At 56.2% G+C, this 21,494-nt stretch carries 16 protein-coding genes and 1 pseudogene; 11 read left to right on the top strand and 6 right to left on the bottom strand.

All coding sequences use genetic code 11. The features are described from left to right. Positions 1-565: 565 nt before the first annotated feature. Positions 566-721 (bottom strand): hypothetical protein, encoded by a 156-nt coding sequence (locus tag FHK95_RS20045; protein ID WP_178114798.1) that lies wholly within the window; start codon positions 719-721, stop codon positions 566-568. 680 nt (positions 722-1,401) lie between these two features. Further along, a pseudogene (locus FHK95_RS13970) lies at positions 1,402-2,328 on the bottom strand (IS3 family transposase); the annotation flags it as partial. Positions 2,329-3,219: 891 nt separating this feature from the next. Here FHK95_RS13970 and FHK95_RS13975 point away from each other — a divergent pair. The 8 genes from FHK95_RS13975 to FHK95_RS14010 all read left to right on the top strand — a co-directional run bounded on the left by FHK95_RS13975 (position 3,220) and on the right by FHK95_RS14010 (position 13,598). Beyond that, positions 3,220-3,498: a type II toxin-antitoxin system Phd/YefM family antitoxin gene (locus tag FHK95_RS13975; RefSeq protein ID WP_150305247.1), complete on the top strand. Its 279-nt coding sequence runs from the start codon at positions 3,220-3,222 to the stop codon at positions 3,496-3,498. Next, the gene (locus FHK95_RS13980; protein WP_150305248.1) at positions 3,470-3,775 is read left to right on the top strand and encodes a Txe/YoeB family addiction module toxin; all 306 of its coding nucleotides are present in this window, start codon (positions 3,470-3,472) and stop codon (positions 3,773-3,775) included. The genes FHK95_RS13975 and FHK95_RS13980 overlap by 29 nt, the downstream gene beginning before the upstream one ends. 120 nt (positions 3,776-3,895) lie before the next feature. After that, positions 3,896-4,333: an SOS response-associated peptidase family protein gene (locus FHK95_RS13985; RefSeq protein ID WP_235906788.1), complete on the top strand. Its 438-nt coding sequence runs from the start codon at positions 3,896-3,898 to the stop codon at positions 4,331-4,333. A gap of 809 nt (positions 4,334-5,142) precedes the next feature. Next, a complete protein-coding gene (gene hsdR / locus FHK95_RS13990) occupies positions 5,143-8,652 on the top strand; it encodes a type I restriction-modification system endonuclease (RefSeq protein ID WP_150305249.1) in 3,510 nt (1,169 codons plus the stop codon). Positions 8,653-8,717: 65 nt separating this feature from the next. Continuing rightward, on the top strand, positions 8,718-9,902 hold the full coding sequence (locus FHK95_RS13995) for an AAA family ATPase (RefSeq protein ID WP_150305250.1): 1,185 nt from the start codon (positions 8,718-8,720) through the stop codon (positions 9,900-9,902). A 5-nt stretch (positions 9,903-9,907) separates the two neighbouring features. After that, positions 9,908-10,444, top strand: coding sequence for a hypothetical protein (locus FHK95_RS14000; protein ID WP_150305251.1), 537 nt, complete (start codon positions 9,908-9,910; stop codon positions 10,442-10,444). A gap of 155 nt (positions 10,445-10,599) precedes the next feature. Continuing rightward, positions 10,600-12,219: a class I SAM-dependent DNA methyltransferase gene (locus tag FHK95_RS14005; protein WP_150305252.1), complete on the top strand. Its 1,620-nt coding sequence runs from the start codon at positions 10,600-10,602 to the stop codon at positions 12,217-12,219. Beyond that, on the top strand, positions 12,219-13,598 hold the full coding sequence (locus FHK95_RS14010) for a restriction endonuclease subunit S (RefSeq protein WP_150305253.1): 1,380 nt from the start codon (positions 12,219-12,221) through the stop codon (positions 13,596-13,598). Before FHK95_RS14005 ends, FHK95_RS14010 begins: the two co-directional genes overlap by 1 nt. 168 nt (positions 13,599-13,766) lie before the next feature. On the opposite strand, the gene FHK95_RS20470 is transcribed toward FHK95_RS14010, so the two are convergent. Further along, positions 13,767-13,871, bottom strand: coding sequence for an SdiA-regulated domain-containing protein (locus FHK95_RS20470; RefSeq protein ID WP_150305254.1), 105 nt, complete (start codon positions 13,869-13,871; stop codon positions 13,767-13,769). Positions 13,872-14,104: 233 nt separating this feature from the next. On the opposite strand from FHK95_RS20470, the gene FHK95_RS14020 reads away from it, so the two are divergent. Then, entirely contained in the window at positions 14,105-16,615 is a 2,511-nt protein-coding gene (locus FHK95_RS14020; RefSeq protein ID WP_178114799.1) for an AsmA family protein, read from the top strand. A gap of 43 nt (positions 16,616-16,658) precedes the next feature. Here FHK95_RS14020 and FHK95_RS14025 read toward each other — a convergent pair whose 3' ends face one another. The 3 genes from FHK95_RS14025 to FHK95_RS14035 all read right to left on the bottom strand — a co-directional run bounded on the left by FHK95_RS14025 (position 16,659) and on the right by FHK95_RS14035 (position 19,918). Next, positions 16,659-17,588, bottom strand: coding sequence for an SdiA-regulated domain-containing protein (locus tag FHK95_RS14025; RefSeq protein WP_150305256.1), 930 nt, complete (start codon positions 17,586-17,588; stop codon positions 16,659-16,661). 93 nt (positions 17,589-17,681) lie between these two features. Beyond that, the gene (locus tag FHK95_RS14030; protein ID WP_150305257.1) at positions 17,682-19,220 is read right to left on the bottom strand and encodes a sensor domain-containing diguanylate cyclase; all 1,539 of its coding nucleotides are present in this window, start codon (positions 19,218-19,220) and stop codon (positions 17,682-17,684) included. A 488-nt stretch (positions 19,221-19,708) separates the two neighbouring features. Beyond that, positions 19,709-19,918 (bottom strand): YgaP family membrane protein, encoded by a 210-nt coding sequence (locus FHK95_RS14035; protein WP_150305258.1) that lies wholly within the window; start codon positions 19,916-19,918, stop codon positions 19,709-19,711. 93 nt (positions 19,919-20,011) lie between these two features. Between FHK95_RS14035 and FHK95_RS14040 the strand changes: the two genes are divergently transcribed. Together FHK95_RS14040 and FHK95_RS14045 are read left to right on the top strand one after the other, a co-directional pair. Further along, the gene (locus tag FHK95_RS14040) at positions 20,012-20,638 is read left to right on the top strand and encodes a Crp/Fnr family transcriptional regulator (protein WP_206668580.1); all 627 of its coding nucleotides are present in this window, start codon (positions 20,012-20,014) and stop codon (positions 20,636-20,638) included. A 94-nt stretch (positions 20,639-20,732) separates the two neighbouring features. Continuing rightward, a complete protein-coding gene (locus FHK95_RS14045; protein ID WP_408003624.1) occupies positions 20,733-21,476 on the top strand; it encodes a GntR family transcriptional regulator in 744 nt (247 codons plus the stop codon). The last annotated feature ends 18 nt before the right edge of the window (positions 21,477-21,494 follow it).

Below are 21,494 nucleotides of genomic sequence, written 5' to 3' on the forward strand. Positions count from 1 at the left end.
TCAGATTTGAACCGTCGTTGACACTTCAGCGTTCCACAGCGAATCCGCCATAAGTCCACCCTGAGGGTAGTAAAGCTGAGACGCTTCATTTCGGGGCGCATGCCCCAGCTAGGAGCAGGTGTGTCTCTCGCCGGACGTCACGTGCCGCGACCCCAGCGTTGGTTGACCTGATCCAGAACGCTCATCACTCGTCCGGAGTTTTCAGGCTGCACTTCGGCGAACAAGTTGTCCGTATGCTCACCGCGCTGCCGCAAATCCAAAAGCGGGGGGACGTCGGGGGACGTCGGTTCATAAGCAATCCGCCGTCACCAGTGATGCTAATTCCGGTACCTCAGCTTTGGACGGCTGAATCGCCTCTAGTTCGTGCACAACTCCAAGCCCTTATATTCCAGAATGGTACGACCAGCTTAGATGGCTGGAGAACCAGACAGAAGATATGCGCGCCCGGCGCCTGGATTGACTGAGGTCCAGTAAAAGCCTTCCACCCAATTGGCAGGCTTTCTAAATATCTTGCGAGAAATTCGTTTGCGGCAGACTCAGGATGCTGAAAGGGACAGCTCAGCGCCTAATCAACGCAGAAGACTCGTAAATTGGTCTGCTGGTCATCATTCAGATCGTATTCATCTGCCCGAGCAACGGCGGCCTCCAGGGCCTCTTTCTCGTCTGCTGCGTAGACAAAGCCCAGCGTTTTGCCTTCATGATCAACGCCCCAATTGAACATTACATATATCTCCTTTCAATAATCAGATTCTCAGCCTGTTCATAGGCTCAGTCCATTCCTGCTGAAACACGTTTCTGTCATTTGGCCGAGCGGGTTAGTAGAACCCTTGGCAACATCGTTCTGGCTTTCAGCTCTTCATAGCGTGGCGACAACATACAAAGTGGCACGATCTGCGGCTGGTTGAAAGGGATGATGAACCCGTTCTTTGAATGGCTACAACCAACGCTATCGCAGCGGCTTCGCTTACCTTCTGCTCCTTAGCGACTGCCCTGTATGCTGCCTTGCTCTTATCAACGATCGCTTTGCCATCATGAGAATGTTCTGCATAAGCGAGGTTACCACCGCAGATCGCAAGAACCAGGAGTTTTCTTTCTGATAGTTCATCTGCAGCCGAGATCAGCTCGTGGTGTACGTCCGGACATTCAGCAATATGAGGAGAGTTGATGCCAATGGTCAGAAGCTCGGTGAGCGTATTCAGCTTCTTCTGTCCAGAAGCCTTGCACAGTGCCTCCCATGTCCTCAAAACAAACCAATCACTGAATCGTGTCGAAGATTCGAGTCATCAGCAGATATCCCCCTTATCGAGGGCTTTGATCAAAGATTCCTGCCGAAAGGCTCCGTAGAGTTTATCCCCTGCGCTCAAGACCTTCCCTAGCCTGGGCACAAGTTCATTCATAAATTCATCCTTTGTCTGGCTGGTCAACCGATTGAATCACATCGGGTTTTATGGAGGCCATTTCGTTTAAGTCAGGCCGCCTTAGCCTGACCGTTGCCTCGGCTCCTGCAGGCGGTATATATCCAATCGAACCCAGTAGGCGCTGGTGGTTGAACCAGTGAACCCATTTCAAGGTAGCGATTTCCACCGCTTCTCGGCTGCGCCAGGACTGACGATAAATCAGCTCAGCTTTATACAAGCCGCTGATGGTTTCAGCCAAGGCGTTGTCGAAGCTATCTTCTTCGCTGTCAACGGAGGGCTCTATTCCGGCCTCAGCTAGACGTTCCGTATAACGGATGGACACGTACTGACTGCCTCTGTCGCTATGGTGAACCAAACCATCCATTTGGCCAGGCTGCCTGGCGTAGAGGGTCTGCTCCAGGGCATCAAGGACAAAGTCTGTTTTCATGCTGTTGTTCAAACGCCAACCGACAATTCGTCGTGCAAGGACATCAATAACGAAGACCACGTAAAGCCAGCCCTGCCACGTTGAAACGTAAGTAAAGTCTGAGACCCACAGTTGATTTTGTCGATCAGCATGGAACTGACGCTGGACATCATCGAGCGGGCAGGCGGCTTTGGCATCAGGCACGATGGTACGAACTACCTGGCCTCGGCGAACACCCTGCAAGCCAAGCCGGCTCATCAGCCGTTGCACGGTGCATCGTGCGACGTAAATGCCTTCACGCTTGAGTTGCTTCCACACCTTCACGACGCCGTAGCACTGCATATTGTCATTCCAGACACGCTGCACTTCATCGCTCAACAGCTCGTCCTGTTTGGCACGTGCACTTCGTAGCTCTGGTCGGCGGGCTCTGACTGCATGCTTGTAGTAACCGGACGGAGCGATCTGTCTCACGCGACAGATCGACTCGACTCCATAACGGTCACGAAGGAAAGGCGAGATGGAGGAAAAATATTCATCTCCGTTTTCGCCAAGGGTACGATCAAGGCAGTGCCAGCTTTTGCGCCCGATGTGGTGTGGGTTATGGCCCTGGTACTGCAGCAGGTGCAGAAGAGCTGCCCGGGCCTCGACTCTATGGGGCGCATCACCCTACTGCGAATAACGCAAGGGGGCGCTAGGCCGCACGCTCGGATCGTGGGATGTTCAGCTTCGGCACGAATCGGCGCGGGGTGCGGAATGTGACGCTTCCCGCACCGTCTTAGCCGATTAGGCTGTGCCAGTGGTTATGGGCAATAGACGAGGTATAGCACGAGGCCTGAATACATCAGCACTGGGTGTCGAATCCAACCCCAATACAGGCCAAGCATTAAGATAAAAATTAGCAGGTTGTTCAAAACGATGGGGTCAATCAGCATTTAGGGGTCACTCCTTCAGTTGAAGCGGGAATTTGCTTTCAACCTAATAGTGCGAAGGCGGGGTCCCTTTCTTGGGCTGTTTTACGAAGAAAACGAAAAAAACTTTACCCCTTGGACGATCGTACTGGTTCGCCAGTGGTGTGAAGCTGCCCAGGTGACGATTCGATGGGCGTCATCGCCCCTTTGCGAACCACTCTGAAGCGCCTCCCCAAGAGAGTCATTCGATAGCATAAGTCAAACGCATGCTTGAAAGATGGTACAGAACGTCGTACTATTTGCGGGTCGGTATGTTATTGCCGATCTGGACAGCGTGAGGATGACCTTCCAGTTTGTCGGAGCGATGCGGTTGTGCCGCTAAGCGCCGTCCGGTTGCTGTACAGAGCCGGAATGAATGTGGCACTAAGTTAGTGTTGCCACGAGGTGAGATAACCACTGAGGCTATGCCTCGGGATGGAGCCGAAAAATGCACGTACTCAACTTTAGTCAGGCCCGTGCCGATCTAAAGCAGACAATGGATGATGTATGCCGGGACCACGAGCCAGCAGTCATCACACGGCAGCGCGGAGAGCCTGTGGTTTTGCTTTCTCTGCATGACTACAACGGCATGATGGAGACTCTGTATCTCACACAGTCTTCAGCAAATGCAAAGCGCCTCCGTCAATCCATTGATCAGCTCCAGGACGGCCAGACCGTAACCCAGGAAATTTTGATCAATGAGCAACAAGAAGAAACAAGCCACTAAGCTTGCCGTTCCCGCTAACGCCATCAAATATTCTTTACTGGCGTGGGAAGACTACCTTTACTGGAAGGTCGAGGATACGGCGGTTTCAGAAAAAATAGATACCCTCATAAAGGACTGTCTTCGCCACCCTTTCGAGGGGCTTGGTAAGCCGGAACCACTGAAAGGCGATTATTCAGGATTCTGGTCACGGCGCATCAATAGAGAACACCGGTTTGTGTATCAGCTGAAGGATGGCACGCTTCACGTCGTCCAATGTCGGTATCACTACGACAACTGATCTTCTACCGAAGCCTTTCTGTAGGGGCACCTTTGCCCCTCCTACCCCCTAGCCTGTCGCTCGACATTTAAGTATTCAAGTTCGTAGACCTTGGAGCGATGGAGCTATCCGGTAGCTTTAATGCAGCTAATCGGAGGTACGAACGTGTGCAGCCACTATGAAGCGCCCAAGGCCCACCGCCTGATCGAGGCATTCGGTGCTGAACCGGGGGAGGGGTACCAGGAGGATCTGTGGCCTACCTACGGCGGGCCGTTTGTGCGCCTGGGTTCATCGGCCGATAGTGATGAAGACAAGCCAGCCTATACGCTCAATGTCGGCAGATTAGGGTTATTTCCTTTCTGGGCCAAGGACGAGAAATTCGGGCGCCGAACCTACAATGCGAGATCTGAAACAGCTTCTTCTAAGGCCTCGTTTAGATCTGCCTGGGCGAAAGGTCAGTATTGCATTATTCCGGCGACGGCAATCTCTGAGCCAGACTGGAGATCGGGGAAGGCGGTAGCCACCAGGATTGAGCGAACCGATAAGGGCATGATGGCGATCGCCGGGCAATGCCGCTGAGGCGAGGATTAGCTTATAGGAATCATCGTCCACGAGCTCGGCTATGCTGTAAATCCCTGCCAGCTTGTCGATTGGCAGATAGGGCAGCAGCTCCCGGCCACTTTGTTAGACCGCGAACCATAAAAGACACTTCTGCGAAAGATGGTTCGAGGGGTTATATTGCTACCGCAAATGCACACTGCAACGTTGTGAATTTAGTTATAGCCGTTTCTCCTTGATCAGCATAAACCTATGATGGCATCCCCTCAGCAGAACCCAATTTGATTGCTGCGGCCCGATGCTCGAGACTTATTCGAGTATTGGGCAGGGACCGTTTCGCCAGCCTTGAGCGACTTCAGGTCCTCAGGTCTTACCAAGCGTGATAAATTTGATGCCATATCGAGACGACTTTCGGTTGTCTGGGTACCACTTTGGGTACCACTTCTAAAATGAAAATAGGAAACAACGTGGAACAGTTGAGAACGTAGAGAAACGTTAACTGTTTGAAATATATGTAGATTATATACGAGCTGGTACTCTATGTTACGGGAAGGTACAGCTAAAATGATGCCTTGTAATCAGTAGGTCCCGAGTTCGACTCTTGGTGCCGGCACCACACACAGAAAGGCCTGCAGAAATGCAGGCCTTTTTTGTTGTCTGAACCTGGGCTACACCGGGTGTACATATGCTCAACGCAGCCCTCCGTGGCCAACCGTTCTTTCCTTGATATTCCCAAAGCTGTTCTTCAGTTCCCCCGATCAACCTGGTCTGGCATGATCTCTGGTAAATGCATATCCACCCTTGATCGGCGGGGTGTCGAAGGAACCGACATGGCAGTAAACAGTAATTTCGCCTTTCTCTCGGAGCACGACCCCGTTTTCTATCAGCTCGCCAGCGTGGCAGAGCAGGCGTTTGCTAGTGATCCCAACACAACCCTGATCAAACTCCGCCAGCTGGGTGAGGCGCTCGCTCAACATCTGGCCGCCGTTTCTGGCGTCGAGTTTGACGACCAGACCAGCCAGGCAGATTTGCTGTACCGGCTCAATCGCGAGTTGCGGTTGGAGCCGCAGATAAAAGAGCTGTTCCATATCCTGCGGGTTGAAGGTAACAAGGCCACGCACCAGTTCCGTACCCAGCATAAAGAAGCAATGGACGGCCTGAAGGTAGCGCGGGCGTTGGCCATCTGGTTTCACCGAACGTTAGGCAAGGCCGGCACCGCCTTCTCGCCCGGGCCCTTTGCCGCACCTGCTGACCCCAGCGCCCAGTTGCGTCAGCTCCATAGTGATATTGAAAAGCTCCGCCACGATCTGCAGCAAGCAAACATGGAGCTGGATAGCAGCCAGCAGCTCAGCCAACTGATCGAAAAGGAAAAGTCCGAATACGAAGCGCTGGCCGTGGCCATGGATGAAGAATCCCGCGCCCTCGCCGAGCAGGCCCGCCAGCACGAACAGGCACTGACCCAGCAGCAACAGGCCTACGAACACAAAATAAAAGCCCTGCAACAGCAGCTTACTGAGCAGGGCGAACAAACCGTTAAAGAGCAGCGCCAGCACGTAGCCAAACAGACCAAGGCCGCCACCGATACGCTGGTACTGAACGAAGAGCTCACCCGCATCCTCATAGACCAGCAGTTGCACGAAGCCGGTTGGGAAGCGGACAGCCAGGAAATCACTTTTCAGAAAGGGGCGCGCCCGGAGAAGGGCGCTTACCGCGCCATTGCCGAATGGCCCACCAACCACAACGGCGAGAAAGGCAGAGCCGACTATGTGTTGTTTGCCGGCCTGACTCCTATAGCTGTCGTGGAAGCCAAGAAAGAAAATACCAACGTAGCGGGGAAGATCAGCCAAGCCGAGCGCTACAGCAGAGGCTTCAAGGTCGCTGCGCCCGTGCTTGGTGCCTGGGAGCTGACGGGCCGTACCATCGCCTGGGCCGCCGATGAGAGCGACCACTACCACGTGCCATTCGTGTATTCCTGCAATGGTCGCCCCTATGTGCCGCAACTGGCGGAGCAATCCGGTACCTGGTTTCGGGATGTGCGCGAAGCAAGCAACCTGCGCCGTGCGCTGCCGCAGTTTCATACTCCCGCAGGTCTGCTGGATTTATTGGAGCGGGATAAGGCAAGCGCCGAGAAGTTGTTAACGCAGGAGCCCTTTGGCTACCTCAAACTTCGCGATTATCAACAGCAAGCCATTATCGCCACCGAACATGCTCTGGCCCGCGGCGTGCGCACCGCGCTGCTCGCGATGGCCACCGGCACGGGTAAAACCCGCACCATCATCGGCTTGATGTACCGATTTCTGAAAGCCGAACGCTTCCGTCGCATTCTGTTTCTGGTGGACCGTACCGCGCTGGGCCAGCAGGCCATCGATGCCTTCAATGAAGCGCCGCTGGAGCAGAACCACACGCTCAGCACCATCTATAACGTGGCAGAGCTGGGCGACATGGCTGCCGAGGCCGAAACCCGCATTCAGGTCGCCACCGTTCAGGCCATGGTCAAACGCATCTTCATGAGCGACGACGCGCCGCCCATTGACCGTTTCGACTGCATTATCGTGGACGAAGCTCACCGGGGTTACACGTTGGATCAGGAAATGACCGACGGCGAACTCGCCCTGCGAGACGCCAGCCAGTACCTGTCCAGCTACCGCCGGGTACTGGATTACTTCGATGCGGTGAAAATTGGCCTCACCGCCACCCCGGCCAAACACACCAGTGAGATTTTCGGCAAACCCGTTTACATCTATTCCTACCGGGAAGCCGTGGCGGACGACTGGCTGATCGACCACGAACCACCTATTCGCTACGAGACTCTGCTCACCCAGAACGGCATCACCTTCGAGAAGGGCAAGCCGGTGGAAGTGATCAATACCCGCACCGGTGTAATAGACACCACCGAGCTGGAGGATGAGCTGAACTTCGAGGTGGATGCGTTCAACCGCCGGGTGATAAACGAGAACTTCAACCGGGTGATCTGTGAACAATTGGTCCATGAGCTGGACCCGTTCGGCGATGAGAAAACCTTGATTTTCTGCGCCACTGACCTGCACGCCGATATGGTCAAGCGCCTGCTCGACGATGCCTTCAAGGACCTCTATAACGGTCAGTACAACGAAGCCGCCGTAGCCAAGATTACCGGTCAGAGCGACAAGGTGAACCAGCTTATTCGCCGGTACAAGAACGAGCGCTACCCCAACATCGCCATCACCGTGGATCTGCTCACCACGGGTATCGACGTACCGCCAATCTGCAACCTGGTGTTCATGCGCCGGATACGCTCACGCATCCTTTATGAGCAGATGATTGGCCGCGCCACCCGCCGCTGCGATGAGATCGGCAAGACCGTGTTCCGCATCTACGACCCGGTGGATATCTACGCCGCGCTGCAGGATGTGAATACCATGAAGCCTCTGGTGAAAGATCCGAACATCACCCTGGAGCAACTGGTAGACGAACTCAGCGACGACGAGCAGCTGGAAAAGGCTCTCAATAGCCCCGGTGAACTGCCTGGTGAGAGCCAGGCCGACGTTGTACTCAGCCAATTAAGCCAGAAACTCATGCGTGTGCTGCGCAAGGCCGACAACAAGGCCGACACCCGGCCAGCCCTGAAGCAGAAACTGGATGAGCTGCAGGAAAGCTGGGGCGTGGAACCCAAATCTCTGCATCAGCACCTTCACCAGCTCGGCCCCCGGCAGGCCGCGGAATTCATCAAACAGCACAGCGGCCTACTCAGCCAGCTGGCCGAAGTGAAAGCGCTGGTCGGCAGTGAGCATATGCCGGTGATCTCTAATCACGAAGACGAGATCCGTGAGCGCAGTCAGAGTTACGGCGTGCACAAGCGGCCCGAGGACTATCTGGATGCCTTCAACGACTTCATCAAACAACAGCTCAACCAGTCGGCGGCGCTGGCCGTCGTGGTCAACAAGCCCCGCGATCTGACGCGCGAACAACTGCGGGAGGTGAAGCTGTTGCTGGACAACCACGGCTACTCCGAAGCACGTCTGCAAAGCGCCACGCGTAACCAGACCAACAAGGATATTGCCGCCAGCATCATTGGCCACATCCGGCGTGCCGCCCTGGGCGAGTCGCTGATTTCCTTCGAGCAGCGCGTAGCCGAAGCCATGGACCGCATCTATAGCCAGCACAGTTGGAACCCCAACCAGCGCCGCTGGCTTGAGCGCCTGGCCAAACAACTGGTGCACGAAGTCATCATCGACCGAGAATTTGTGAACCACCGCTTTGCGGACGATGGCGGAGCGAAGCAGATGGACAAGGTACTTGGAGCGCAGCTGACTGCAGTTCTGGATCAGCTGAATGAACTGATGTGGCCAGCTGTTGGATGACGCGCGCTTGATGAGATGCTACTAAAGGTGCAGAATCAACAAAATCATGTTGAATCAGTGAGAATATGATAAATAATCTGAGCTTTAGAAACTTCTACAGCTTTGCTGGCGAAGCCGTCATCGACTTTGGGCTGGGCAAGAAGCCCACGCCCTCTGGCTATGACATAGAGGTCGATGGCGAGCGCTATAACAAGGTGATTGCTGTGGTGGGAGCGAATGGCTCAGGCAAAACCCAGTTCCTGAAGCCGCTGGCCTTTCTGCGCTGGTTCGTTACAGAATCCTTCCTGGGAGCTGTCCCGGATCATACTATTCCTATCGTTCCGCACCGGCTACACGGCGAGGAAAGCAGTTATTTTGAGCTGGAATTCATGCTCAAGGGTGTCGACTACCGTTACCAACTGGAACTGACCCCCCAAGCGATCATTTCTGAAGCGCTTTATGAAAAAACCAGCTCCCAGTTCAGTTATCTGTTCAAGCGGGAAAAAACGGAACATGGCTACAGTTTTAAGCAGAAGGGCTTTCCTTTTTCCAAACCCCAGGCTGAAAAGCTGCGCGGTAATGCCTCCCTGCTGGCGGCAGCGCACAGCTATGACGTAGCCGAGGCGCGGCCTTTCATCGAGTTTTTCAACCGCATTGAATCGAATGTCATCAGTTCAGGGCGCCTGCACTTTCAGCATGGCGCCGTCATGGGGGCTGCGGAACAATTCCATCAAGCGCCCGATTTGCTCAAGCAGATGTCGGTTGCCATGAGCGAGTTTGACCTCGGTCTGAATGGCGTGGAGATACGCGAGCTAACCCACCGTGATGAAACCGGCAAAGAGGAACAGGTATACATTCCCTTTGGAGTGCATATCACAGACGATGGGCGAACCTTCGAGCTGCCCTTCTTCGAAGAATCCAGCGGCACTCAATCCGCCTTTGTGTTGCTCGACCCCATATTGAAAACCCTGCAACACGGCGGAATTGCCGTAATCGATGAACTGGATAATGACCTGCATCCACACCTGGTGCCGCAGCTGCTGGAATGGTTTGAGTTTGACCACAGCAACCCGCATCAGGCACAGCTCATCTTCACCTGTCATACCCCGGAGGTATTGAACCTGCTGCAAAAGCATCAGGTGTACCTGGTCGAAAAGCGCAACCAGAGCAGTGAAACATGGCGCTTGGACGACATGACCGGCCTGCGAGCTGACGACAACCTCTATGCCAAGTACATGGCCGGAGCCCTTGGCGCCACCCCGGAGTTGTAAGCACCATGGCAAGGAAACACACACAACGGATTCCGGGTCGACAAGCCAGCAAAACAACGCTGCTGATCGTGGGTGAAGGGCCTGACGATCAGGCGTTTATCAAACACATGAATCAGCAGTTCCGGGTGGAAAATCCCAGCGTTAAACCAACAATAGAAAAGCAGTCGGGTGGCTCGCCAGGCAACATCATCACCAACGCCGCCAGAAAGTATGGGCACTTGCCCTTTGACCAGAGATTGTTGGTGCTGGATTCCGACATCCCGATCACCCAGCAGGATTACGATAAAGCCAGGAAGCACGGCTATCGCATCATTCTATGGGCGCCGGTTTGCCTGGAGGGTGCGTTACTGGACGTGCTGGGTGAAAAAGTCGACGACGATGATGCAGCTGCATCGTTGAAAAGACGACTCCATCCACTTCTGGACGGGACGCACACAGAAAGCGCAGCCTACCGAAATGTTTTTCCTAAGGTCGTACTCGAGCAAGCCACGAACGAGTCCGTTGTTTCTGTGAAGAACGCCCTCTTACAGGAGCCCGCCTGAATCCGGCCATGTTTATGGCATCGACATAGATGCAAGCTGTGTCGATTTTTCGGCGTTTTTTCGACATAGCCCAAACGACGTATAAAGAAAAACGACTTTTCTATACGTCACCGCAACATACAAATATTCCCCGTTTTTTCTATACAGGACCACCCATGACCAATAACGACATCGTCCAGAAGCTCTGGAATCTCTGCGACGTGCTGCGCGACGACGGCATCAACTACTCGGACTACGTCACCGAACTGGTGCTGCTGCTGTTCATCAAGATGGTTCACGAGAACACTGAAGCCGGCACCCTGAAAAAGCATCCGCTGCCCGAAGGCTGTCGCTGGACAGACCTGAATGGCAAATCCGGCATCAACCTGCTGAACGATTACAAACGCATCCTGCTTAGCCTGTCCACCGGCAAGGACGGCGACGGTGAGCGGGTTCACGACGACGCGCTGGTCAGCGCCATCTACGCCGACGCTCAGACCCGCCTGCGCGAGCCCCGCCACCTGGAGCAGATGATCAAAACCCTGGATCAGATCGACTGGTTCAGCGCCCAGAAAGACGGCCTCGGGGACCTTTACGAAGGCCTGTTGGAAAAGAACGCCAACGAAACCAAATCCGGCGCCGGCCAGTACTTCACCCCCCGTGCCCTGATCAACACCATGGTGCGTTGTCTGCAGCCCCAGCCGGGCGAGCGCATCCAGGACCCGGCGGCGGGTACAGCGGGCTTTTTGATTGCCGCTCACGAATTCATCAAAAGTCAGACCGACGACCTGTACGACCTGGCCACTGCACAGAAAGCTTTCCAGACCACCGAGGCCTATGTGGGCATCGAACTGGTGCCCGGCACCCGCCGGCTGGCGCTGATGAACTGTCTGCTGCACGGCATGGAAGGGGGAGAGGAAGGCGTCGTGCAACTGGGCAACGCTCTGGGCCAGACCGGCGCGGGGTTGGAGAAGGCCGATGTGATTCTAGCCAATCCGCCCTTCGGCACCAGTAAGGGCGGCGACGCCAGCATCACCCGTGACGACCTCACTTATAAAACCAGCAACAAACAGCTGGCCTTCCTGCAGCACATCTACCGCAACCTCAAACCGGGTGGCCGCGCCGCCGTGGTGCTGCCGGACAACGTTCTGTTCGAAGCCGGCGTTGGCACCGATGTGCGTCGGGACCTGATGAACAAGTGCAACCTGCACACCATCCTGCGCCTGCCCACTGGTATCTTCTACGCCCAGGGCGTGAAGACCAACGTGCTGTTCTTTACCAAGGGCAGCGCCTCGGACAAATACCAGGAAGAAAACTGCACCGACAATGTCTGGGTCTACGACCTGCGCACCAATATGTCCAACTTCGGCAAACGCACCCCGTTTGGCAACCAGCATCTGAAGCCGTTTGAAGCCGTGTATGGCGACAGCCCCATTGGTGACAGCGAACGTAAAGAAGGCGAATACAGCTTCCACGCCGAATCCATCGAACTGCCCGAACACAGCGAGGAAAACGAAGGCATTGACCCCCGCCTGGCACATAGCCGCTGGCGCAGCTTCAGCCGCCAGTGGATTGCCGAGCACAAGGGCGACTCACTGGATATATCCTGGCTGAAGGACAGCGACAGTGTGGATGCGGCCAATTTGCCGGAGCCGAGTGTGCTGGCTGCTGAGGCCATGGCTGAGCTGGTGCAAGCGCTGGGCGAGCTGGATGGGTTGATGCGGGAGCTGGGGGCAGAGGATGAGGCTGATGGGGCTCGGGTGCTTTTGCGGGAAGTGCTGGGTGAGGTTCAGTAATGGCTCAACGTGAATTATCCCCGGAATGGCTTCAAACCCAGCTTGGCGATATTGTGCCCTACGGCAAAACCCGGAAATGTGTGCTCGCAGATGTCACCGATGATACTTGGGTGCTTGAACTGGAAGACGTTGAGAAAAAACGCTCCAGAATATTGAGCCGAAAAACAGCCAAAGACCGGCCATTCAAAAGCGCGAAAAACCGCTTCGATAAGGGAAATGTCCTCTACGGCAAGCTGCGCCCCTACCTCAACAAAGTCGTCGTAGCTGATAGTTCCGGCGTCTGCACCACTGAAATTATTCCTCTGGATGCTGAGCCATTCGTTCTCAATCGGTATCTGTTCCACTGGCTTAGAACCCGTGATTTCCTCAATTACGTCAACGAAGTCAGTTATGGCGTAAATATGCCTCGGCTGGGCACCAAGGATGGGGTTGCTGCGCCGTTTATGCTGGCACCCCTCGCCGAACAAAAAATCATCGCCGACAAACTCGACACCCTGCTGGCCCAGGTGGAAAACACCAACGCCCGCCTCGAACGCATCCCACAAACCCTCAAACGCTTCCGCCAGTCCGTGCTGGCTGCGGCGGTGAGTGGGCGGTTGACAGAGGAGTGGCGGAAACAACACAGAATTGAGGACGGCTCTTGGGCCGTTCAGGCGGCACTCGATCTCTGCAAACAGGTACAAAGCGGTTCAACCCCTAAAAACAACCCGTTCGACCAAAACGGCACTATCCCTTTCCTGAAGGTTTATAACATCGTTAACCAAGAAATCGACTTTGAATACCGACCGCAGTTCATCACCGAGGAAGTTCATAGCACGAAATTGAAACGATCAATTGGCTATCCGGGGGACGTTCTGATGAATATCGTGGGGCCACCTCTCGGAAAAGTTGCCATTCTTCCTGACAGCTATCCAGAGTGGAATCTTAATCAGGCAATAACTTTATTCCGGCCTGACCCGAAGGAACTGCAGCCAAAATTTTTGTACTACGTCTTATGTGAAGGCTCTATGGTGCGCGAGGTGACCCATGATTTGAAAGGTATCGTTGGGCAAGTGAATATTTCTCTGACTCAATGCCGAGAAGCAAAGATCCCCTGTCCGTCTCTGCCAGAACAGACCGAAATCGTCCGCCGAGTAGACCAACTCTTCGCCCACGCCGACCGCATCGAACAACAGGCCAACAACGCCCTGGCCCGCGTCAACAACCTCACCCAGTCCATCCTGGCCAAAGCCTTCCGAGGCGAGCTCACCGAGCAATGGCGCAAGGACAACCCGGAGCTGATCAGCGGAGAGCACAGCGCTGGAGCGTTGTTGGAGAGAATAAAGGCAGAGCGGGCGGCAGCGCCCAAGGGTAAGCGTGGCCGTAAGGTTTCAGTCTGATAAACATAGCTAACCTTAAAGGTGTTGGGTCAACAACGGTGGCCCCGCGCCAAGCTGCGGAAAGCGGGGCTATGCAGTTTTCTATACGGTTCTATGCGTTTCCGTACGCATAGGAAGTCGCGGTCCGGTATGTCGGACCACAGATAGTGGCCGGACGGAGTCCGATAGTCAGCCGCAGTTCTCAAGGTGCGGCGACAAGGCGTTGGGGTTTTCGAAGCAATAGAAACGATTCGGTTCACTGACGATATAAAGCGCTTCCTGATCATCCCTCATCGAGTTTGTTACCACCCTCAGTCAGAACACGGCGTGCCCAGACCGCAGGCGCGCCTGATCCAATACCTCTTGTATTGCATCATTCGCTTCGTCAGGGCTTCTGGCGACACGTTCGGCCTGGGGCGCGACCTCGCCGTCGCATTCCCCGGCATTGATAATCCCGTGAGCATTGTCGCGATGTGGTTGTCAGTTTAAGAAGCAGCTTTCGAAACTCCGTGCACGGGAGCACCCTCGTGACAAAACCGGCGAAAGTGACTCTATTCAGCGTCTCAGCATGTGTCCTGCTCCTCGTTGTAGCGCTGGCGCTGTTGGACTCTGAGTGGGCGAAGGGCTTGCTGGAAGATCAGGTCAGTCAGCGACTGGATGATCGGGAGGTCGTAATTGGCGATCTGGATATAGAGTGGGGTTTCCCGCTCGGTATCCAGATGAAAAACGTCAGCATTGCCAATCCCGAATGGGCCGAGCACGAGCACATGCTGGAGCTGGCCGCGATGGAGGTGACCATCAAGACTGGCGAGCTTCTTCGGGGCCGTATAGGTCTGGGACGTCTTGATCTGGAGCAACCTGTTGTACACCTCGCGCGGCGTGAGGACGGCACCAGCAACTGGGAAGCCTTGCAATCAGATGAGGAGAGGGACGAGCCTCCTGTTGTGCCTGATCTGGTCAACCTGAGTGATGGTGTGCTGACCTACCGGGATGCCACGCTCGACGCTGATTTGCGAGCGGAGTTTCAGACCCGCGGCGAACCGCCAGGCGATCACCGCCTTGAAATATCGGCCGAGGGTCGGTTCCAGGGCCGGCCCGTTCAGCTGAATGCCGAAGGTGGAGCTCCGTCGCGGGTGTTGCAGGAGGACGTCGACTACTCGATTGCATTGCAAGGCCAGCTAGGTGAACTGGAAATATCCTTCGACGGAACTGCAAGGGACTTGCTGCAGTTTGAGGCTTTGCAAGGACAGCTGCAGGCATCCGCCCCGGCAGGTGCCGATGTCACCGCGATGCTGGGCCAGCCAGACCTGTCAATTCCCGCATTCAACCTTGATGCGCACGTCAGCCACGACGAGCAAGCCTGGTCCTTGAGCGAGCTGGACGCCCGGCTGGGAGAGAGCCGCCTGGCCGGTTCACTCAGCTTCGATCCAGGCCTTCCAAGTATCGAGATGGATCTGCAGCTGGAACGCGTTGACCTGGGAGAGTTGCTCACGCCGCAGGGCTATCCTCAACTGGGCGTCGTAACGGGCGAGCTGGATGGCGGTTACGCGGACGGCGCCCTGACAATCAACGACTCGAATCTGAACTACGATGCGCCCGATCAGCAGCTGCAACTGAAGCTTAACGCCCAGTCCCGTGATATCGCGGATGCTGAACAGCCGGGCGCGCAGCTTGAGGGTACTGGCTCGCGCAATGGCCAGCCGTTCAGTTTTGATTTTGCAGTGGGGCCGCTGCTCGATCTCACCGCAGCCGAGCAACCCTATCCTGTCTCAGGCACGTTCGTTTCTGAGGAAACCCGTTTGGAGTTAGACGGCACTGTCGTGCAGCCCATGGAACCCGGTGCCATTGATGTTCAGATCCAGATGAACGGCCCCGGCCCGGCCAGCCTCAATCGACTTACAGGGTTTGAGCTGCCTGGCCTGCCTGCCTATGAACTGGAGGGCCGGCTCCGTTGGGATAACTCGTTGCTGAGATTTAATGGACTGCAAGCCCAGTTAGGGCAGAGTGATTTTGACGGCGACGTTCGGCTGCAGCTGGGCGATAGGCGGATGCTCTATGCGACCTTGCACTCGACTCGCCTGGATATTGAAGACCTGGAGCCCTTGTGGGTAAAAACAGAGATTAAGCAAGACGAGCCTGAGGCAGAGAAGATTTTTTCCGACGACCCTTTTAACCTTGATCCGCTGCAAAGCATGGACGCGCGGCTGCGCTATCAGGCCGAGGCGCTCAACGGCCCCGGTGTGCCGCTGAACGACGTGTCGTTGGAGTTGGAGTTGAATCGAGGTGTGATGAGGTTGGAGCCTCTGCAAATAGGGGTTGGCGGTGGCGAAGTAAGCGGACGGTTGAAACTGGACTCCGGCGATTCGCCGCTCGATGGTGAGCTGGATCTGAGCATCAAGCGAGTGACGCTCTCAGCATTACTGCGTCGTGCCGATTTGCAGGATGCGGCTGAAGACTCCGCGGGAATAATCGGTGGGCAAGCTGACTTGAGATTCCGGGGCAGCTCCATGGCTGAGCTGATGGGTAGCGTGGACGGTAACGTCGAGGCGGCGATATCTGGAGGCGAGCTCGACCGCTTGGCCGTGGAGGTACTAGGTCTGGATATCGCTGAATCCGTGATGGTGGCGCTAGCCGATAGGAATCAGGTGCCCATGCGCTGTGCGTATGTGAGGATTGGAGCTGAGGAGGGCGTTGCCGAGATTGAGCAGTTTTTTGTGAGTACTGCCGACAGTAACTTTACAGGTGCCGGGACCATCAATCTGAGCGCCGAACAGCTGGATCTTGTATTGGAAGCGCACGCAAAGGACTTCAGCCTGCTGTCGCTCGACTCGCCTGTTCAGGTGCAGGGTCCGTTCAGCAACCTGCAAGTGAGCGTCGTATCCACTGGGTTGCTTGCGCGTGGCGTAGCGACTGTCTTGGGAGCCGTTGTCGCGCCGCCGCTGGCGATATTGCCCTGGGTGGAGCTGGGGTTGGGGGAGGACGCCGGCCCCGGCTGTCGGCAGGTGCTGCAAGAATTCGAGAGCCCGGAGCAGGGCTGACGCGGTCTTCATGGTGAATGCTGCCCCGGTCAACCGCCATCACTCAAGGCTGCGGCGGCGTTGCGCTGGGTTTCTCGAAGCGATAAAAAAGATTCGGTTCACTGACGATATATAGCCTTCCCTGATCATCCAATGTTACGCCTTCGGCTTGTGGGATCCCCGACTCCAGGCCCGAGAGGCCGCCGGAAAGGGACATATAACTGATGACCTTCCCGGTGGTGCCGAGCTCGATCAGCAACTTGGATTCGTCGCTAAGGGCCAGCAGGTGGCCCGAGGCTTCGTCAAAAGCCAAGCCGGAGAAATCATTCAGAAACAGATTCCGACCAAGGCTGGGGGTGATGTTTTGCATGTCCTGCGGGAGACGCTGCGACAGATCTTTGGCGAAATCCTTGATCTGGTATAGCCGCATCGGGTCGCTTTCTTTGGCAATGTACAGTCGGTCATTCGCGCGGTCATAGGCGAGGCCCTCATATTCCTTGTTATCCTCGGCGTACAGCTCAACCTGCAGTTGAACGAAGTCCTTGAGCTCCAGCACACCAGAATCCTCGGGAACCGGCATCACTACCACCGTCTGCCGCCTTTCTTCCACCACGGCCAGTTGCCCATTTCCCAGATGGACCACGCCTTCCACATCGTCAAAGCCATGCAGTGGGTGACGGCTTAGCACCTCTCCTTCCAGGCTCATGCCGACCAGTTCATTCGGCCTGTTGATGACCGCCCAGAGTTGGCGCCGGTCAGGATCGAAGGTCAGGCCGGAGAGGTTATCCGGTACGCCGGAAACCGGCCGGGCCTGGATGACAGCCTCATAATCGTCGAGCCAGACCGACTTGTCCTGCCACGCCTCGGCATGGTCGCGGGTGCTGAAAAAGTAATAGACGCGGTCGTCCCAGTGAAAATGACGTATTAACAACACCGTCACAACGATGACGACGAGTGCGACGATCGTGAGCAGAGCCTTTCTGGATGAGGTCATAGTTCTTAAGATGTCGCCGTGTTCGGAGGGGATAGCCTACAGCATGCAACGTGACCAGATTAAACGCACCAAAACTATTCTGAACACAAAAGATTACCGAACACGCTCGTTCCCGACGCCGACATCCTGGCTAACATTCAGAGCGCTCTGCCCACCCCCAGCCACGCACACCTTGTTGCGCCCACTCTGTTTCGCTGCATACAGCGCGGCGTCGGCTCTGCTCATCAGTGATTGCAATGACTCTTCTGGATCGGAGCTGGAAGTCGTGAGACCGATGCTGACGGTGATGGCTACAGGGCCGTTCTCTAGATCGATGGGTGTGCTGGCGACAGCTAGGCGCAGTTTTTCGGCGACGCAATGTGCACCTTCCAGCTCGGTCTCGGGCAGAGCGACGACGAATTCTTCCCCACCCAGGCGACCGATCAGATCATGTGAGCGTAGCGTGCGCTTACAGACTGCGGCGAAGTGTTTGAGCACGATATCGCCGCCCGGATGACCGTATTGATCGTTCACCTGCTTGAAGTGATCGATGTCGAGCATCAGCAGGCTCACGCGGCCACCGTGGCGGCGCACACGGTCGAGTTCGGCGGTCACCCTGTCGAGAAAGTAACGGCGGCTGCTCACGCCCGTCAGGGTGTCGGTGTTGACCAGCTCTTTCATCTGTTTATGCGCTACCCGCAGCTCTGCAGTGGCGCGCAGGTGGCGGCCGGCCAATACGAACACAAGGAGCGCTACTGCCAATAGCAGCATGGAAATCACCCCGGCCGATGCGATCAGCAGCTGCCGGCGCTCTTCGAAGGGTGCCATGAAATCCTCAGGTGACAACAGCACCACGACCACCGCACCTTCTTCTTCAAGACGTCGGTAAGCAGCCAGGCGGTACTGGCCATCGATAAACGTAACGCCCTCGAAATAGCCATGCATGGGGCCTTCCGGATCAAAATACACGTTGTTTTCAAGGAGTTCGGGCTGGTCGTATAACTCTATATTTGAGGCCCCAGGGGCGCCCGAGGCGATAGCCCGCACAGTACGGTCGACGCCGAGCAGGACAATACTGCCGTTCGGGCCGACATCAATCTGCTGATAATAATCAGAGAAAAAGCTGGTAGGCACCGAGAGCACTATCACTCCGGCGAATTCTCCGTTGTGGTGAATCGGGCGGGTGAACTGAATAGTCCATTGCTTGGAGATCCTGCCGAGCACAGGCTTGCTGATATAAAGACTGTCTCGCAGCGGGTTGTCACGGTGCACGCGGAAGTGTTCCCGGTCACTCAGATCAACCGGTTCGGCATGAGCCGTCAGATTGGAAAAGGTCAACAGGCCATTCTTGTCGATGATTGCCAGCTGGGAAACGAAGTTGCCGTAAGCCTTGATCTCGTCGGCAACATGCTCGCTCAGGTACTCCGGTTGCTCGAACACGTCTTCGCGGGTATTCAGCAGAACCGCATCCATCAGCTGGATAACGCTGCGAACATGCGCCTCGAATGCGGTGGCCAGATTCATCGAGTCGGCGCGGGCCGCAGCGTGAGCTGTGCTTCGATCATGTCTGATTTCGCCCACCACGAAGAGCCACATGGGAACCATCGCCAGCAGTAGGGTGGAACAGGCCAGTAATCCTGCCTTGATCTTCATGTGTCGCTCCGTCGCGCGATGTGGATGCAGTCCTTGCCCGCTACCGCGGATGAGTCGCCACGGATGCGACCGAAGAAACTCCGATTGCAGGCAGCTTCGACGCTTAATGATGCCACTTGGACACACCGCCCAAATTGACTTCGCGCATGTTTGCGCGGATGGCATGGCGGGGGAGCGAAGGTGATTGCTGTGCTGGCGCCTGGCTGTGAGCTTCCCGTCTCAGGGCGCTTGGGTCAAGCACAATGCGGAGTCCTGATGGAACTCCGCGCTCATTGCGCCTGCGGGAACGATCACCCCAAGCTACTCTGGTCTGGGGTGATCGCGACCGGGAACAGGTTCACGCCTGAACGGCCGGCACCGCTGAGTGTTTATCGCTGGTTGCTCGGGACGCCAGAGCCGTCCCGGGCGAATGGCCAGTGGATTCAGTCTCGTCGTAATGCCGCTGCGTGTATACAATCGGCTGACACAGACATGCTCTGAGTTCCCGCTCAGGGACGGGCAGATTTGGTATCGCAGGTTTTGCAGGTCTTGATGCCAAACAATGAGTAGACCGCGCAGTTGCCCATCAGGGCCGTGGCGAGCGGGACGAGTCCGACCCAGCCCCAGGCTGTTTGCGGGCCGACGAATACAAGGGCGATAAGTACCACCCCGACGATAGCGCGGATGATTCTGTCTGCTTTTCCCATATTAGTGTTCATGGTCCTGCCTCTTGTATGAAAGCGAGTTGGGTGACTATCACTCTAAGGCCGTGAAGCACAAAGCTCTGTGACTAAGTCACAGAGGAGATCAATATGTTTGGACGTGTTCCAGCGATGAAACACCCGATTCTTGAAGTGCTGCCGCCGCGCTTGAAGCGCGAGGCAGACACCGCGCTACCGCTCATGGCATTACCCGTGGGCAAGATCATTTTCAGCCCGGGCGATTCCTGCAAGGGCTTGCCCCTGGTGGTAAGCGGCTCAGTAAAAGTGCAGATGACCGGCGTATCCGGTAACCGCATCGTTCTGTATCGCATGGGGGCCGACGATATTTGTACCCTGTCGATTGGCTGCCTGATGTCAGGACACGGTTACCGGGCCGAGGCGGTGATTGAAGAGTCAGCCGAGGCACTCATGGTGCCGCGCCGGCTGTTTGATCAGATGATGGCCGATTCGGCTGAATTCCGGGCGGGGATCATGGCGTCCTACGGTCGCCGGCTGGACGACCTCATGCTGCTGGTCGAAGAGGTCGCCTTTCGCCGTATGGATGAGCGTCTGGAGCAGTGGCTTGCGGCAAGGGCGAGTACCGGGATGATAGCCATTACCCATCAGGAACTCGCGGATGAGCTGGGCACAGCCAGAGAAGTGGTCAGCCGTCTGCTGAAAGAGCTGGAAAGACAGGGCCGCGTGGTGCTCGCCAGAGGGCGCATTCAATGCCTCTGATCACAGAGGGTTCTGCTATGCACACTGCAAGGCTTGCTATCACTTGTACTTGCCCTGCACATCGAGACACCCGAACATGAAGGAATACCGGTCATTGACCTCTGTTGAAAAGCCCGACCGCGAATCTCTCACGACGGCCCCAAAGAAGGTTGATCGCAAAGCGTCCAGTCTCCATGAGTCGATCTATGAGGCTATCAGCGACGCGGTGATTGAGCATCGCCTGAAACCCGGTGCGCGCTTGCGTGAGGACGCGTTGGCTGAGGTGTTCGGCATCAGCCGGACCGGCATTCGCAAAGTGTTGCAGCGGTTGGCGCTGGAGCAGTTGATCACCCTGACGCCGGGAAAGGGAGCGACTGTGGCCCGGCCGTCGGCCGAAGAAGCGCGGGAGATTTTCGAGGCCAGGCGAATGATTGAGGGTGCGCTCATGGCACGCTTGGCGGCCCGCGTTACGGCGGTCCAGCTGAAGGAGTTGCGCGCCATGGCCCAGCAGGAGCAGCAGGCATTGCAGGGGCAGGAGCAGAGCGCAGCGATCAAGGCATCTGCGGCCTTTCATGGACGTCTGGCCGAGTTGGCTGGCAACCAGACGCTGGCACAGTTCGTCGCTCAGCTGTGTTCGCGCTCCTCATTGATTCTCGCGGTTTACGGTCGATCAGGCGATCTGGGGTGCGATTGCAATGACCATAACCGGTTGGTTGATCTGCTCGGCGCGGGGGATAAGGACGGTGCGGCGGCGTTCATGCAGACGCATCTGCACGCGATCGAATCGTCGCTATCGATCGATGAGGCTGAAGACGAAACGCCGGATCTGCATGATGTGTTTGCGGTCTATCAGAGCTGACCTCGGGATCAGACGAGG

The organism is Pseudomonas saliphila (assembly GCF_008638345.1).
Lineage (GTDB): Bacteria > Pseudomonadota > Gammaproteobacteria > Pseudomonadales > Pseudomonadaceae > Halopseudomonas > Halopseudomonas saliphila.